Raw genomic sequence first — 16,258 nt, 5'->3', positions numbered from 1 at the left:
TAGACTGTGGAGTAGTAAGGCTTAGCTTCGGCTAGTTCAAAGGAGGCAGATTCATTTTGAAGATTGTTCAGGTATCAACGAATTCACTCCCCGTACCGCCTATTGATTATGGGGGTACGCAGCGAGATGTGTATTATCTTACAGAGGAACTTGTTAATCGCGGTCATGAAGTGATCCTATTTGCCAAAAAAGGCTCAAACACTCGCGCCACGAAAACATTTGAATATCCTTCAGATAGTAAAGAAGATCAACTGGTTTTTATTATCAAAAACACGCCTTCTGATGTAGATATCATTCATGACCACTACGGCATTGTAGCCAAGTCTAATCCTCCAATTCCGACAATCCGTAATTCACACTCTAAAAGTGCGGCAGGAAGCCAAATTCCTGTATTTGTCAGTAAAAAAATAAGAGATATCAATAAAAAAGGCTATTACGTTCATAACGGTATTCGTTTAAGTGACTATCCTTATAAAAAGAAGAAAAAAGGTTACTTACTCTTTATTGGCAGAATGATGAGCGGAAAAGGAGTCCATCTTGCGGTTGAGGTCGCCCAGAAAACAGGCAAAGAGCTTATTATTGCAGGGACCTTTAATAACAACCCAAATTATGTAGCTTACTTTAATGAACAAATTAAACCGCACTTAAATGACAAGATCCGGTTTATCGGTCCTGTTGGCGGTGAACAAAAAATGAAACTGTTATCCGAAGCAAGCTGTGTCCTATTCACTTCGACTTGGAATGAACCCTTTGGTCTAGTTCTTATTGAAGCACTGGCTTGCGGCACCCCCGTGCTTGCGTTCAAAGCGGGAGCCATTCCTGAAGTGCTGCATGGCTTATCACAGCTGCTCTGTAATAATGTGAATGAGATGTCACGCAAAGTGAAGAGCGGTAAATCGTATCCATCTCCAAAAACATGCCGCTTGTATGTTAAAAAATATTATTCAGATAAAGTAATGACAGATAACTTTCTTAAACTCTATAAAAAAGTCATTAAAAAGAAAAAATATAAAGTTACGAAAAATTCCACGTGGAATAAAAGAAAAGCGATTATAGATAAGGAGTTGAACAGATAATATGGCTTCTATCATCGCTTGCACCATGAGACCTGAATTCATGGATAACATTTTCTCAAATTATGAACGGCAGGAGTGGCATAATAAGGAGCTAATCATTATTTTAAATAACGACAGTATGAGTCTGAAAACATGGAAGAGAAAAGCAAAAGATTATGATAATGTGAGAGTTTATAAGCTCCCCGAGCGGTACACATTAGGAAAATGTTTGAATTGGGCAATTAAAAGAGCAAAGGGAACTTTTATCGCCAAATTCGATGATGATGATTATTATGGTCCCCATTATTTAAAGGAGTCTCTCCTCGCCTTGAAGGCAAAAAAAGCACCCATCGTTGGTAAACACTCCACTTATGTGTACTTCGAAGAAAAGAAAGCACTCATGGAATATCGTAAAGGAAAAGAACACATGCTCGGAAGAAGACTGAAAGGCGGTACGTTGTTCTTTCGAAAAAACGTATGGAAAAAAATTAAGTTTCCGGAAGATACGATCGGAGGATCTGACGCGAAATGGTTGAAAAAGTGCTACAACGCAGGGTACAAAATCTATTATGTCTCAAGTAAGAACTACGTCTGTGTTCGCCGAAAAAACATCCAATCTCATACGCAAAAAAGAGATACCAAGCAGTATATGAAATCTTGTGAACTTGTCGCTTACACGGATGATTTTGTAAACTTTGCAACTGCTAATATTCCTGATGATTATGAGGAGCATGCAAAGAATTCTTTTTCATATGAATCCTATTAACTTCTCTTCCGTCATAGAATAAAGCAAACCGCCTTATGGCGAGCAGCGGGCTGACTGAGAACTCCGTAGAGGGGATGATCTCACAGCCCTTTTCGCCATGATATTTTTAAAAAAGGAACTTCCCTTTTATTTGTATTTTCGTACATTCTCGTGTTCAATATATTGTCTCAGCCAATCAATATCTTGGCTTTTATATCGTTTTAGGAGCGTGTATTTTTGCTTTAATACTCCTTTAGCCAATTTTTGCTTCGAACGTTTAAAAATATAGAGTTTATCCGGTGCGATCTCTTTCACAATCTCATGCAGCGTTTTATGCTGTGAATGACCGTACTCTCCTCCTTTACTATGGGTGACGATCATATTAATTTCGGGATTCTCTTTAAGCACTCTCTCTATATCTCTCTTTAATGACTTTCGGTTGAAATCTCCCCCCCATTTATCCTTGTAGTCCCACATCTCATATTCAGCTCCAATGTCTTTCATTACTTTTCTGAACTCTTTGGAACGAACTTTGTTTCTCGCATTTGTTACACAAATGACCTTCCATCCCTTTTCAGCTAAAAGAAAAGCTCCTCCAAAGATAATCTCGTCATCCGGATGAGCGACAATCATAAGTTTGTTTACCATATAGCACACCCCCGGCTTAGTTAGGTCATCTTGTGGTATACAGCGAGTAATTTATCTGTGATACCCGATATATGAAACTTATTTTTAACAAACTCTCGCCCTGCGTTTCCCCATACGACAGATGTTTTTTTCGAACGAAGTGCAATCCCGATTAAACGCTCAATTCTTTTCGTATCGACCGTTTGTTTCGCTCTGTGATCGCCAAAATAATACTTCCAGGCCACATTATAGTTTTCTGGCTTCACAATACCAAAGACCCCTTTGCTGCCAATCGCAATAACGGGACGTTTACAGGACATCGCTTCAAGAGCCACTCTTCCTGTGCCTATTACTACATCACTGATGGAGAATAAAGAGACCGTGTCTAGTCGCTCTCCTAATATGTGAATACGCTGAACGTGTTTTTTTGCAGCTAGTTTTTTAACACTATTCAGATCAGGACCCCCGCCGACAATCACCACATGTACGTCCGCATCTTTATCCATAAAACGCTGAGCCGCTCGAATAAAATCTTTACAGACATCTCCTTTTTCATCTTCTAAACGACTGACATATAAAAGCACCTTCGATTTTCGTGGGATGCCAAGCTGTTTGAGCAGTTCTCTATTTTTGCTATATATAAATTGTTCTGTATTGATCCCGTTTGGGATTACAATAGAGGAGATATTTTTTTCTTCCAGCCATTTTTTCACGGGAAAACTGACACTAATTACCGCCTTACGCTCGTCACATTTCTTGAGGACTCTAGTAATCAAGGAGCGGGGATAATAGGTTCCGTGAATGGTGAATACAAAAGGAATTTTCAGTTTCTTACTGAGTTGACTGCCGAGTAATCCTGTCGTTTCGTGATGAGCATTGATCATGTTAATCTTATGTTTTACAATCCATCTTTCAAACTTCGCCTGATTACGAATACTCGTAAAAGTAGGACAGCCGATCGCTTTAAACTTTGACAGTAGACTCCCTGGTTTACCTGCTACATACACAGCAATCTTTCGTTTTGACATTTCTTCTACGACAGCGGATACATAGGTCTCTGTTCCACCTACCTCGAACTTATCTATAATCATGAGTAAACGTAATGCTTCCATCGTTCTCCCTCCACTGTCTCAAAATCTATTTTATATAATATGGAGGACGGCGAGTTTCCGTTACGGAAATACGTCTATATTCACTAGAATAGTTAATAGACATGATGTTCATCATTTTTTATAGATAAGGATCGTATAGGCTGCTTGCTGCCTGATATTAGTAGAATTCTAGAATGCAAAAAAGCCGTCACACTCGACGACTTCTTGCGGTAGAATTCTATGATCTATTTAACTTCTCATTAAATAATGCTTAGAGTGCGGACCGGTTCAGATTCTCATATTCAGTACTTGCCTGCAAAAATGCTCCCAGTCCCTTTTGATCATTCGTTATGATCGGTTCACTGATATAGTAAGCATAAGTTCCATCTCGGCGGGAATTGCCGCCAAGTCCTGCAACCTGACAATTTTTATTCAGGTTTACCCAGCCTTCTTTTGTCTCCAGAATAAATTCAGCAATAAGACCAGCATATGCTTGATCTAGTACGTCTAACCATTCCGAAGAGAGCAAATTCAGACGAAGTCCTTTCGCTATGGCGTACACAATCATACTCGAAGCGGAAGCTTCCAAGTAGTTTCCTTTGCGTGAGATTTCATTCACGACTTGATACCATACTCCCGTATGTGGATCTTGCACCTTACGAAGAGCAGTTAGTGTGTCGTTTAAGATCCGAATAAGCTCCCCCCGATCTTGGTGATTTGCTGGCAAAAGTTCCAGGACATCTACTAAAGCCATCACATACCATCCAAGTGACCTTCCCCAAAAATTCGGTGACAAACCCGTTACTGGATCTGCCCACGGCTGTTCCCGTTTCTCGTCCCAAGCATGGAATAAGAGTCCCGTCTGCTCGTCTTTGGTATGTCGTTCACAAACAATAAATTGCCGGGTTACATCTTCGATATCCCCATCTGGTTCAAAATTCAGCAAATACTCTAAGTAAAAAGGCGCCCCCATATAAAGCCCATCCAGCCAGATCTGATGTGGGTATACTTGTTTATGCCAAAAAGCGCCTTCCGAAGTGCGCGGATGACTGCGAAGCTGATCGCGAAGAAGACTAGCAGCCTGTTTATATTTTTCCTCACCTGTCTCACTATACAGTACAAACAGAAGCTTACCATTATTAATATGATCTATATTATATTCTTCCTGGCGGTACCCTCGGATCGTACCATCATCTTGAATAAAGTGGTCCATATTGTCCCGAATATACTGAAAATATGGAGCCTCACCAGTAACTTTCCAAAGCTTCGCGAACCCTTTTAATATTACACCGTAATCATACGACCATTTTCCATTATAACCTTCACCCGCATACAGCTTAGGTGTTCGTTCCATAATGGAACCAGCCACCTTTGTTGCCCACTCATACTCTGATTGAATCAGGACCATTCTATCCCCGCCTCTCCACCATAATTATCCATAAAAGGCAATAAACTTAGATCATATTATAGCGTTTACATTCGGCAATTGATATACAATTATCCGTTATAATCCTATTTATAGTGCACATAATTAATGAGGATAAACATTATCGAACTCTACACCACAAGGTCCCCCATCCGGATTTATCTCCAGATCAATAGCAGAACCGTCTGCACGAAATAGAGGACGATAATGATTACTGATATGAGTGGCGGATGCATTCGCATAGTGACATATAAAAGCGCGGCGGAATTGATCTTTGGTTTTATTTCGGTACGAACCGTGAATGAGATTTCCATTAAAGAACAATACATCTCCGCGATCCATAATTGCGGGTATGGCTGCTGCATCCTTTGGCGGTTTCACATAGTGCGTCGTAAAAGACTCTTTGGAGTCCGCCTCTTCCGGACATACGATGTCATGCTCGCTAGTTTGAGGGACTACAAGTAGTCCACCATTCTCAAGCATAGCAGGATCAATGGCAGTCCAAGCTGCTATACAGTTGCCAGGCTCTACCTGCAAATAAAAATTGTCTTGATGCAGTGCCTGACCTCGGGAGCCGGGTGGCTTATAATAGAACATACTTTGTGCAGCTAACGCTTCTTCACCATAGAGATCTTCAAGTACATTAAGTACCGGTTTATGTAACATATAGGATTTGGCCGTTTCATTGAAACGGTGCGGATGCATGACCCTTGGGTAACGTTTTAGTGGATCGCCTGAAACAGTCTCCAAATCAGGTTCGAAATAACCTGGAATAGTTACATTACTGATCTCATCAAATGTATCATCAATCCGGCACAGATCTTCCTCACTAAACAACCCTTTTACGATGATATACCCTTCCTTTTGAAACAGATTCCACTGATCGGGGGATAGCGTTTTCAACCGTTTGTTCATGATTACTCATCTCCTTTTTAAACATACCTCATCGGTTGACAACAGCTTACATGAATCCATAATAGATAAGAAGTAGGATTCTTGCTATAAACTGCATGGATTCTGCTAACGTCTGGAATTAGGAGGACAGTACATGGCTCCTCAATATCAAACTGTGAATTATACAGCTACAAGTTACGGCGATATTCTGAGCGGACATTTTAATGAAGACGACACATATAGTCATAGTCGTCCCAAGGGAATGGGAGACTGGCTCATGGTATACACAATCGAAGGGGAAGGATATTTCCATACACCCGAGGGGTGTAAACATATCCATGCAGGAGAACTTGGACTACTACGTGCCGACACTCCTCATGAATATGGTACAGTGAAAGGCAGTCGCTGGAACTTTATCTGGGTTCATTTTCATAAACTTATGGAAATAAGTTATTTGCCTCAAGAGGAGTTTCTTATTGTACCTATCGCGGAGGGATATACACAAAAGCGAGTTATCGATGGATTGGAACATATCCTCTACCATGCAAGAGAGCGATCAGATTATTGGTATGCTTTATGTGAAAATACAATTCGGGAGATTATCTTGCTGCTCGCAAAGCAATTACATAGAAAGCACGACCCGCGAATTATCCTTACTTTGCAAAACCTGTCTCACTCTATGAATAACGAGATACGAATTCAAGATTTAGCAGATGCAGCCGGCTTATCTTCTTCAAGACTGTCCCATCTTTTTAAAGAAGAAATAGGAGAAAGTATTATTGAACATGTGAATCGAATGAGAATCAAGCAGGCTGCCATCTATATGGAACATATGGGGAGAACGGCAACCGAAGCAGCACATGATGTAGGATTTAATAACTATAATCATTTTGCCCATCTCTTTCGTAGAATGGTAGGGGTAAGCCCAGCAAAGTTTAGAAAAGATAAAGGATAAGTATTCGGAGATTGCCAAGTTGAGAGCAAAGCGTTTAGCAACGGGGTAAAGGAAGTTGGATTATTAAAAAACGGAAAGTGTGGTTTGTATATGAATATAAATATGGATATAAATACGATTAGCAAAGAAACCCAGGATTTATCCATAACATCCTTGGAGTCAACGATGAATAAACTTACTAACGCTTATAACACCATGACAGAAAAAGGTTCAAGCACCACTCTTGTCAAAAAGAGACTAAACGCAGTGAAGATTGGTTTAGAAAGCTTAAAAAGGGTTTGGAATGAGCAGAGTTTTAACTATAACGAAGAGATCATAATGACTTCTAAAGAAGTCCTGCAAGGTATCCTTCCCTCTATTGAAAAACAAATAGCAAAAGCAAAAGAAGGCAGTTCTCAAAAAACATTAAATGAACGTCGCTTAACTGCACTACTACTTGCAATCGAATCTTTGGAGAACCGTCTTATGTAAACGGTTCTTACTTATTTTATCGTAAAATAAACAGTAGATTTAAAAAAGACAAAAACACCAGCATTATACCGATGTTATCGTTTATTTTCTCTAGTTCCGCTCGTTAGTCCATCTTTGCTCCATGAGAAAGTGTAAACAATACCGCCTGATCCGTGTCCATTCGCACGCCTGCAATGCTCAGCGTTTTGAAATCCACGCCTTGCATCGCAGCTCCTCTTAGATCAGCCCCCTGCATATTTGCTTTCGCTAATACGGCCATTGTTAAATCACTATTTCTTAAATCGGCTTTTTCCAGATTAGCACCTGACAAATCAGCTTCATAAAACTTAATTCCTCGCAGGTCCTGTTTAACCAGCCTGGAATGTCTTAGATTCGTATATGACCAATCCCCTTCGACGATCGTGATGCCATCAATATCTGCATCTGATAAATCGGAGCCCGTCATTTTACATTGTTCAAATTTCGAAACATAAAGATTAGCTCCTTTAAAGTTGCAATTCTCAAATGCACTTTCTTTATGAATGGAACCGTCCAGAGATGCTCCACGAAAATCACACTCCATAAATCGGCAGTTGCTGGACGTGATCTCTTCTAATGAACCGTTCATGAATGAACAACGATAAAATGTACAGCTGATGAGTTCTCCATACCGCAGATCTTGAGTACTAAAATTAACTTCTTCGTAATGTTGATTACTATGTTGAAACATATGATGCCTCCTATGAATGGGTAGTAGTTATAGTATAACAAACGGCTGTCAAGCACCTGTACCACTCAGAGTAAATGTCAAGAATTTTATTTTCATTTACATATTATAAAAAGAGGACAGAAAAGTTGACTCCTTCTACTCCCCCGCCTTACGAATCAGCTCTTGTATCCATTTCATCTCGCCTCTCACCTGAGCGATGGATAGTTGTAACACTTCATACCTGTACATATCACGAACATGTTTCTTTTGCCATTTCGTAAGATCTGCTTCAAGTAATTCCAGATCTTTTTTTCTCATATTCAAGATTCGAAGCTGGTTTTCTTTCGAAATTCGCTGAAAAAGAGATACCCTGATCAAAAACTCAATTTGATGCTTTGACTCTTTATCTGAAAAAGCATTTATTAAATCAGTAATCTTGCTTCGACCAGAATCCGTAATTTCATATACATATTGGTTGGGTCTCCCATTTTGTTCATTAATCTTCTTCGTAACAAAACCTTGCTCTGTAAAACGCCGCAACGTCGGATATAGCATATTGTGATTGACATCCGTTAAATATCCTAAATCATTCTGTATTTCTTTTTTGATCTCGTATCCATATTTCGGAGATATTTCAATCTGCATTAATATAAGTAGTTCGATATACATGAATACTTCCCTTTCATAATTACTGTTGTATCTGAATTATGCCTTGTTATCGAAATAACCGCTAGTCTTAATTCAATCAGAATTCGACATATTTTTAATAGGTACTAGACTTTAAGCCATGGGTCGTTGGGATGTATCACCAATTTACTCTCATATGTTAAAATAACATATGTTAACTTAACATAACTTGCCAGTAAGGAACATAACATCGAATTCAAAAAACAGAGGAGGATACGACATGAAAAATGAAATCATCTCCTTAGAGGAAATTACTCAATTTGAATCACCTAGTGAAGAATTTAACCCATACGAATGGTATAAGAACAAACTAGAAAATGAACCGGTAAGCTTTAATGAAGCAACGAATACCTGGAATGTATATCGGTATAAAGATGTAAAAAAAGTGCTTAGTGATTATGAACATTTCTCTAGTGTTAGAACGCGTACAACCATTAGCGTTGGAGCAGATAACGATGAAGGAAAACATATGGGAAAAGTGAATCTAATGTCCGATCCTCCTGAACACAGAAAGAGCCGTTCTTTACTTTCTGCTGCTTTTACTCCGCGCAGTTTAAAATTATGGGAGCCGCGGATTCATGAAATTGTGAATGGGCTTCTCAGTGATATAGAAGAAAATGAAGTCATTGATATTGTTAAAGATTTTGCCAGCGCACTTCCTACCATAGTGATTGCCGACCTGCTAGGTGTCCCTTCCAAAGACCGTGAGTTATTCCAAAACTGGGTATACGATTTATTCCTTCCCATTCCAAAAGAGAATGCGGAAAAGGTGAATGAATTAAAACGTGAAGCTGCCAAGGAATACTATAATTATCTCTTCCCTTATATTGTACAGAAACGATCAAATCTAGCGGACGACATCATATCGGATCTGATCCAAGCTGAAGTAGACGGGGAACGTCTAACGGATGACGAGATTGTAAGAATGACGATGTTTATTCTCGGTGCCGGCATCGAAACAACGAGTCATTTATTAGCAAACACATTTTACTCTTTTCTATATGACAATGATCAAATATACCAAGAGGTCCGATTAAACCGCGAACTGCTGCCTAACACGGTAGAAGAAATGCTCCGTTTCCGGTTTAACATTGCGAAAATGGACCGGACTGTCAAACAGGATAATGACTTGCTAGGTGTTCCCTTAAAGAAAGGAGATGTGGTTGTTGCTTGGATGAGCGCAGCGAACATGGATGAAGAAGTATTTAGCAACCCGTTTGCTTTAGACATTCACCGTTCCAACAACAAACAGCATTTAACTTTCGGCAATGGACCACATTTTTGCTTGGGTGCTCCTCTCGCCCGGCTTGAAGCGAATATAGGGATCGGGTTATTCATGGATAAATTCTCGCGAATTGAACCCGTATCAGACTTTGTGCTTGAACAAAATTTAACGCCTGCAGCGACAGGGCAAACCTTAATCTCCCTGCCTGTTCGTGTGTATAAATAAATCTCTCTCTGATGAGTAACTCTCTCTATGTATAAGGCAGCCAATTTTTGAAGTAAGTTAACAGATCTTTATATTAAAAAACATCAAAAGCAACCTTAGTTCGGCACTCAACTGGACTAAGGTTGTTTTTTCATGATAACTTTCGTTTTGAATAGATGTATGTAGAACCTATCTTTAACTCAAATGATCTCTTTCCTTTTACCTAAATAAATATATAAAACTATTCCGGTTACCATGCACAAAGCTGCACATAAACCGATAAATCCATATCCAGCTTGGAGTCCGCGATACAGCCCTAGCTGAGTATCTGCTCCGAAAATACCTTTTGTTATTTCGATAACTAACCCGATTAGATAATTACCTATGACACTGCCGACTCCCATAAGCGTTACCGTAAAAGTTATGGCCGTGTCACTCCCATTAGGATATCTCCTAGCAATAAATGCCATTACCGTTGGATAAATCATAGCAATCCCTATTCCAGCAGCGGCAAAGAAAAAGGCTAGTTCTTCCCCGCCAAAAATAGCAATAAACGTACAAACCGCAGAGATCCCCGAAAAAATAGTTAAGGATAATGTAAAACCTATTTTATCTGTTAACGGTCCAAGTAATAGTCTTGCAAGTGAAAAACATAAGAAGAAGGCAGAGAGCATTCCCGATGCGGCAACGGTATCCCAATCGTAAGCTTTTTCTAAAAAGTTAACGAGCCAGCCTCCTACAGCCAACTCGGATACAACACCAAAGGATAGGATAAGCACCATGAGCCATAAAACAGGATCTTTAATTAGCGTTTTAAGAGAAACACGGTCTTCCCTTGAAATATCATCGCCAGGAAAAGAACTAAATAACGCGAAAACAATAGGAATAATAGATAATAACAGCATAACCAGATACATTCCACGCCAGTCCAGTGTATAACCGTTAATGGTAACCTTCATTAGACCAGTTGCAATAAGCGGGGCTACCGTTGAACTCAGACCATAGAAACCGTGAGTTAAATTCATCATCGTGCCCGTGTTCTTAACAAAAATACGAGCCCCCAGTATGGCTAGCCCGATCTCCAGCATCCCGTTACCGATATACATTAAGAAATATGAAGCTGAAAACATGGCATAATGCTGCGAGAAAAAAATGAGTATACCCGAGAGAGCCATAGAAGCAAAGGATATAACCGTCACCCGTTTGATTCCCCATATTCTTGTCAGGTAAGCTGTAAAAGAACAAGCAAGCAAATAACCTAACGCATTAAGCGATAATAAGGTACCCAGCTGAGACTCATTTAACATAAAATCGAATTGAATTCGCGGAATCGCAGGTCCTTTACTATTTTCTGAGAAACCAAAAATGATAAAACCGATAAATATGGTAGCAAGCTGCATAGCATAAATTTTGTTGATTTTCCCTGTACTTTTTTTCACTGTTATGTACGTCTCCTTATCCCTATATATGAACATATCATTATACTATATCGAGAAAATCACTTTATAAATATAATATTTTAAGTTTGGTATATAAGAATATAGAACTAGCATAGATTGAAAAAGTTAAATTTAAGCTCTTCGTGAAGTGAGCTGCATAAAAGAAGGACGCTGCTTCCTATTCAGCTCACAGCTAAATAGTTAACAACGTCCCTTTTACATTATATTAGTTCAAACTTAGTAATTGATGCAAAATCACCGCTGCTTCTGCCCGGATCGCTGTAGCCTTAGGCAGGAATTTGCCATTTGGCATACCGCTGATGATGCCTGCTTGCTTCATCGTTGCTACCGCTTCCTTGGCATAATCCGAAATTGCTGAATGATCTGCAAAAGTTGATCCTTGGTTGTTCATGATCCCCGTGAATTCAGTCGCCTTTAATGCTCTAAGCGTCATTACTGCCATATCTTCACGAGTAATTTTATCATGGACGCCAAAGGTTCCATTCTTCTTACCCTGAACGATTCCTGCTTGATATGCTGCTGTAATCGCTTCAGAATACCATTGCCCCTTCTCTACGTCACTGAAGTTTACTTCTGTATTCGCAGCTTCCAGGTTAAGTGTACTGATCAGCATTTGTACGAATTCAGCACGTGTAACTTCTTTTCGAGGTAAAAACGATTGATCCGTTGCACCTTTCACGATATGACGAGCTGCTAACGCAGAAATGCTTTTTTTCGCCCACTCCGTTTGATTTAAATCAGTGAAGTTCACATTTACATGTCCCATTGTGAATTTACTGAAGTCATTAACACGAAACTCTACCATAGAGGTAGCTGGATTATAGTGTCCGTTGTTAATAATCTGCAAGCTGTCGTTGCCGTTTATGGAGTACACGACCACTTGTTCCTTTTTCTCATTATCTTTTGAAGTATAAGGAATTGCGATTTGAATCTTTTGGTTTTTGCCTGCATTACTGATTTGCTTTCCGCCAATGGTTAATTGGAAGTCGAGCACAGGATTGTTTCCGACTTTACTGCGAACTGCATCCGTTAATGAATTGTTGTCCACTTTTTCGATGCTGAATTCTGCATCGGTCGTATCCGCCGAGTCAGGAATGAAAGTGCTCGGCACAACTAATTTAGCTAGACCCGCATTGATTTCTAATTCCTTGACACCAGATGCCTTAGCTGTCTTAATCTGGTCAACTGGCAGTTTCACATTCACCTTTGTTGTACCGCTTGGTAACGGAATTTCGAACAAGATTCGGCCTGCTTTTACTTTCTTCAACGCTTCAGTGAAAGCTGCATTGCTTACTTTTGCGGTAGCATGACCATTTGCATCCTTGCTCACCTGTATTGTAGCTGACTCATTTGTATTTTGATTGGTGTTTGGTGACGGACTTGGCGCTGGACTCGGTGATGGATTTGGTGTTGGATTTGGATTCGGATTTGGAGCAGTCTCCTTATCCTTGAACTGAAGAACACCGAACCTCGATGTATTCGTATAAGATAGACCCGTAGGATCATTCCATATGAATACACTATCCCTGGAACCCCCGTCCTGATCGTCATTTACCTGTAGATCAAAACCAATTACTGTATTTGGAGTCACTTTAATCTTATCCAGTGATATTGCTGCTTCGACAACATACCCTCCTGGAACAATTTTAGTCTGCGAAGTGAAATTATCTTCCGATGCATGCCCTGCGGTCGTTCTCACATTTTTGAAATTAATACGATACTGACCATCATCATCTTGATATGCTGTTGTCTTTCCATTATTCTGATCCACAAAAATTTCAATGGAATCTTGTTCATGAGCACTTTCTTTAATAGCATCGCTTAATACGCTGTCTGTGACCATTGCATATACGTATAAGTTTTCATCATCCCACATCGTGCGGAAATCTGCTTTGGCTGCTCCACTGCCTGTCTGCTCAACTTTCACATCCGTTTTATACACAGGTACATTCGCCCAAACTGCATCCAGTTCACCATCAATGATAGGTGTGCCTTTGATAGCAGTTCCGATTTTCGTTGCTTCAATATAAGTGAGTACCCCGTATCCTTGTGTATCATACTCCTGCGCATTTCGCGGGTCACTCCATGATACGATCATGCCATTCCCGCCCTGTTCAGAGCCATCGTTAACACCAAGGTCAGTTACTCTTACATCGAATTTGACTTTATCTCCGAGTTTTCCTTCCAGTGGAATTGCTGTTGTTAATACGTATCCACCTTCTACTTCAGTTACTGATGAGTCATCGCGTGTAAATGTCCGTTTATTGTTACCACCCTCATCCGTAAACAGTTCAATCTTATCTGTAGAGTCTTTCGTGTTATCTTTCACTGCCACTCGAACATATAAATGAAGCGCGTCCCACAACAATTTTACATCTGCTTCAAGTGTACCAAGACTTTCCGTTTTCATAGCCGGAATTGTACCCCAGGCAATATCTTGAGGATCCCCTGCTTTTGGTGTACCTTGCGCTGCGGAAGCCGCTTTTCCGGAGACAGGAAGTTTGGAAGGGAATATTGTTTTTACCGCTTCAACCATTCCCCAGTATGCATATTTAATTTGATGTTGCTTGTCAAATGGAAAAGGTGCATCCTGGCGATCGATTGGACGGTTATGAAGCCAGGTAAAATCATCTGCTATGCCCCAGAGTGTCACATTGCTGATCCAACCTTCAGGGTTCTTATCTGTTCTTCCAAGATCATCTAGGCGTATCAACTCTTTGAATAATTCTTTGTATCGGTACCCTTGCGATACGAGCAAGTTCTCAGGAATCGTATCATAGCTCGTCGTATTATTGGTATATACAGATACGTCAACCTCTGTTAATTGATTATCAAAACCTGCTTCACCGAATTTTCGAATCGAATCTGAGATTTGCTGGGTGGAAGGACCGCTGATATTAATATGTGTTTGGTGACCGACTCCATCGATAGGTACACCTTCGTCTCTAAGTTTCACAGCAAGATCGTACATGAAATCGCGTTTTTTGGGACTATGTGTATTATAGTCATTGATGTACAGCTTCGCATTTGGAAGTTCTTCTCTCGCTACCTTGAATGCAGTTCTAATAAAGTCAATCCCAGTTAACCGGTACCATTCACTTCTGCGCATACCGTCCGGCTGACCTTCGTCAATGACTTCATTAACTACATCAATGTCATGGATTGTAACTCCCATATCCTTAAAGTGGCGAAGCACAACTTGTATATAATTCGTTAGTCTATCCAGAACGAGTTGCTTATTCGCTTCCGTTGCTTCAAGAGCTACGCCATTTGCATCCTTAAACATCCACTCTGCAGCCTGTGAGTGCCACGCAAGAGTATGTAGCCGCAAATTTAGATTATTGTCCTTTGCATACTGTGCAATTATATCCGCTGACGAGAAGTTCCATTTCCCTTCGGACGGACTCAGGGACTGCGGTTTCATTGAGTTCTCAGCAACAACGGAATTATAGTGAAAATCAAGAAGCTGCTGAATATTTCCACTCAATCGAGGAGGTTCCACTGCTGCCCCAATATCGAAGTATTTTTCATAAACCGTTTTGAGTGCGTCAATGTCAGTTTGAATTGGCAACGGCGTTTGACCTGATGCAGGAGCACTTAATGATATCTGAAAATCATCTAGGTAAAACGATCTTGCCTCAGCAGGCTTTTCTGCTGATTCAACATAAACGTTAAGTACTTCCGGTGCCGCAGGTACAGTATATGTACCTTTCAACTGTATCCACTCTCCTGATGTGACAAGTACGTCTGAGGACACATTTGAAAAGCTTTCTTTGCCTGATTGAACCGATATACGAAGTGTCGTCGGCTTTGAATCAGGTGCCATTTTCACCCATGCGGATAAGTCGTATTTATCGTTTGGATTCATATTTTTTAGTACCTCGAGAAGAGGTCCATCATACTGCTCAGAAATCGTAGTCAACAAGCTTTTAGAACCGCCTGCCGTATGATTATCTAGATCAGTAACACTGATCTGCCCATCTCCAAAGCGACGAATCCATTCACCTTGGCCGTCTTCAAAATCGAATAAATTACCTGGTTGGTCAATTTCCCCATCACCCGGTAATGCTGGCTCAGAGTCTTCTGGCAGTTTGACAAGTTTAGCAGAGAACGTATCGATGTAATAATCAACCGTTGCATTGTCGGTAGATTGTACATACACTTGATATCCGCTCGCACGCTTATCAACTTGAAGCTGTCCTTCCAGATGGACCCAATCAGCTTCTGTTACGGTATTAGAGTCGATTTTGACATAAGTAACTGGGTCATTTTCTGGCAACCCAGATTGGTTCAGTGTCAATTCAATAGTAGCTGAACCTTTTTCTTTTAATTTGGCATAGATTGAGAACTCATAGGTAGCACCCTTTACCAGTTTTTCTGTTACATTCATCCCTGGTCCATTCCATGTCGCTGTACGCCCCGTTGTCAGCAAACTTCCGTTGCCGCTCTGAGCATCATACGTACTTTGTGTAACGGTTTCAGAACCGCGCTTGAACCACCCGTCAGCTCCTGACTCAAAATCACTGCTTACAACCGTATCACCGACTGCAGCAGCATCTGCTTTGGGAAGCCATAAGCCTTGTGGTGCCATGATGGTTATGCACATGATGAAAGCTAATACACTTGATATTTTACTCCTCATTACGTTCCCTCCCTTATGATTACACCACAAAGCAAACGCTTTCAAATCACTTTGTGACGCTTCCTGTCTATTATGACGGGTATCCTGG

13 protein-coding genes are annotated in these 16,258 nt (G+C 40.4%); 5 read left to right on the top strand and 8 right to left on the bottom strand.

Annotation, left to right across the window (positions count from 1 at the left end; translation table 11 throughout):
- Positions 1-56 precede the first annotated feature (56 nt).
- Both PV403_RS07940 and PV403_RS07935 read left to right on the top strand, forming a co-directional pair.
- Positions 57-1,076: a glycosyltransferase gene (locus PV403_RS07940; RefSeq protein WP_332084112.1), complete on the top strand. Its 1,020-nt coding sequence runs from the start codon at positions 57-59 to the stop codon at positions 1,074-1,076.
- Position 1,077: 1 nt separating this feature from the next.
- A complete protein-coding gene (locus PV403_RS07935; RefSeq protein ID WP_285741903.1) occupies positions 1,078-1,821 on the top strand; it encodes a glycosyltransferase in 744 nt (247 codons plus the stop codon).
- A 126-nt stretch (positions 1,822-1,947) separates the two neighbouring features.
- On the opposite strand, the gene PV403_RS07930 is transcribed toward PV403_RS07935, so the two are convergent.
- The 4 genes from PV403_RS07930 to PV403_RS07915 form a co-directional block, all read right to left on the bottom strand.
- Positions 1,948-2,448, bottom strand: coding sequence for a PIG-L family deacetylase (locus tag PV403_RS07930; RefSeq protein ID WP_332084111.1), 501 nt, complete (start codon positions 2,446-2,448; stop codon positions 1,948-1,950).
- A 20-nt stretch (positions 2,449-2,468) separates the two neighbouring features.
- The gene (locus PV403_RS07925; RefSeq protein ID WP_332084110.1) at positions 2,469-3,539 is read right to left on the bottom strand and encodes a glycosyltransferase; all 1,071 of its coding nucleotides are present in this window, start codon (positions 3,537-3,539) and stop codon (positions 2,469-2,471) included.
- A 250-nt stretch (positions 3,540-3,789) separates the two neighbouring features.
- Complete coding sequence (locus tag PV403_RS07920; RefSeq protein WP_332084109.1) at positions 3,790-4,926, bottom strand: glycoside hydrolase family 88/105 protein; 1,137 nt, start codon at positions 4,924-4,926, stop codon at positions 3,790-3,792.
- 123 nt (positions 4,927-5,049) lie between these two features.
- Entirely contained in the window at positions 5,050-5,859 is an 810-nt protein-coding gene (locus PV403_RS07915; protein ID WP_332084108.1) for a phytanoyl-CoA dioxygenase family protein, read from the bottom strand.
- A gap of 133 nt (positions 5,860-5,992) precedes the next feature.
- Here PV403_RS07915 and PV403_RS07910 point away from each other — a divergent pair, with 133 nt between their 5' ends.
- Positions 5,993-6,793 (top strand): helix-turn-helix domain-containing protein, encoded by an 801-nt coding sequence (locus PV403_RS07910; RefSeq protein WP_332084107.1) that lies wholly within the window; start codon positions 5,993-5,995, stop codon positions 6,791-6,793.
- A 108-nt stretch (positions 6,794-6,901) separates the two neighbouring features.
- Positions 6,902-7,264 carry a hypothetical protein gene (locus tag PV403_RS07905; RefSeq protein ID WP_332084291.1) on the top strand — a complete coding sequence of 121 codons (363 nt, stop codon included), beginning with the start codon at positions 6,902-6,904 and terminating at the stop codon, positions 7,262-7,264.
- 103 nt (positions 7,265-7,367) lie between these two features.
- On the opposite strand, the gene PV403_RS07900 is transcribed toward PV403_RS07905, so the two are convergent.
- Complete coding sequence (locus PV403_RS07900; protein ID WP_332084106.1) at positions 7,368-7,973, bottom strand: pentapeptide repeat-containing protein; 606 nt, start codon at positions 7,971-7,973, stop codon at positions 7,368-7,370.
- 135 nt (positions 7,974-8,108) lie between these two features.
- The gene (locus PV403_RS07895; RefSeq protein WP_332084105.1) at positions 8,109-8,621 is read right to left on the bottom strand and encodes a PadR family transcriptional regulator; all 513 of its coding nucleotides are present in this window, start codon (positions 8,619-8,621) and stop codon (positions 8,109-8,111) included.
- A 238-nt stretch (positions 8,622-8,859) separates the two neighbouring features.
- On the opposite strand from PV403_RS07895, the gene PV403_RS07890 reads away from it, so the two are divergent.
- Positions 8,860-10,089: a cytochrome P450 gene (locus PV403_RS07890; RefSeq protein WP_332084103.1), complete on the top strand. Its 1,230-nt coding sequence runs from the start codon at positions 8,860-8,862 to the stop codon at positions 10,087-10,089.
- A gap of 179 nt (positions 10,090-10,268) precedes the next feature.
- On the opposite strand, the gene PV403_RS07885 is transcribed toward PV403_RS07890, so the two are convergent.
- Together PV403_RS07885 and PV403_RS07880 are read right to left on the bottom strand one after the other, a co-directional pair.
- On the bottom strand, positions 10,269-11,468 hold the full coding sequence (locus tag PV403_RS07885; RefSeq protein ID WP_332084290.1) for an MFS transporter: 1,200 nt from the start codon (positions 11,466-11,468) through the stop codon (positions 10,269-10,271).
- Between the two features lie 265 nt (positions 11,469-11,733).
- Complete coding sequence (locus PV403_RS07880) at positions 11,734-16,170, bottom strand: endo-1,4-beta-xylanase (RefSeq protein ID WP_332084101.1); 4,437 nt, start codon at positions 16,168-16,170, stop codon at positions 11,734-11,736.
- Positions 16,171-16,258: the final 88 nt, after the last annotated feature.

The sequence above is a fragment of the Paenibacillus sp. GYB006 genome (genome assembly GCF_036577645.1).
In the GTDB taxonomy this organism is placed as follows: Bacteria; Bacillota; Bacilli; order Paenibacillales; family Paenibacillaceae; genus Paenibacillus.
The sequence above is the reverse complement of the archived record's forward strand: the minus strand, read 5'-3'. Positions and strand labels throughout refer to the sequence as shown.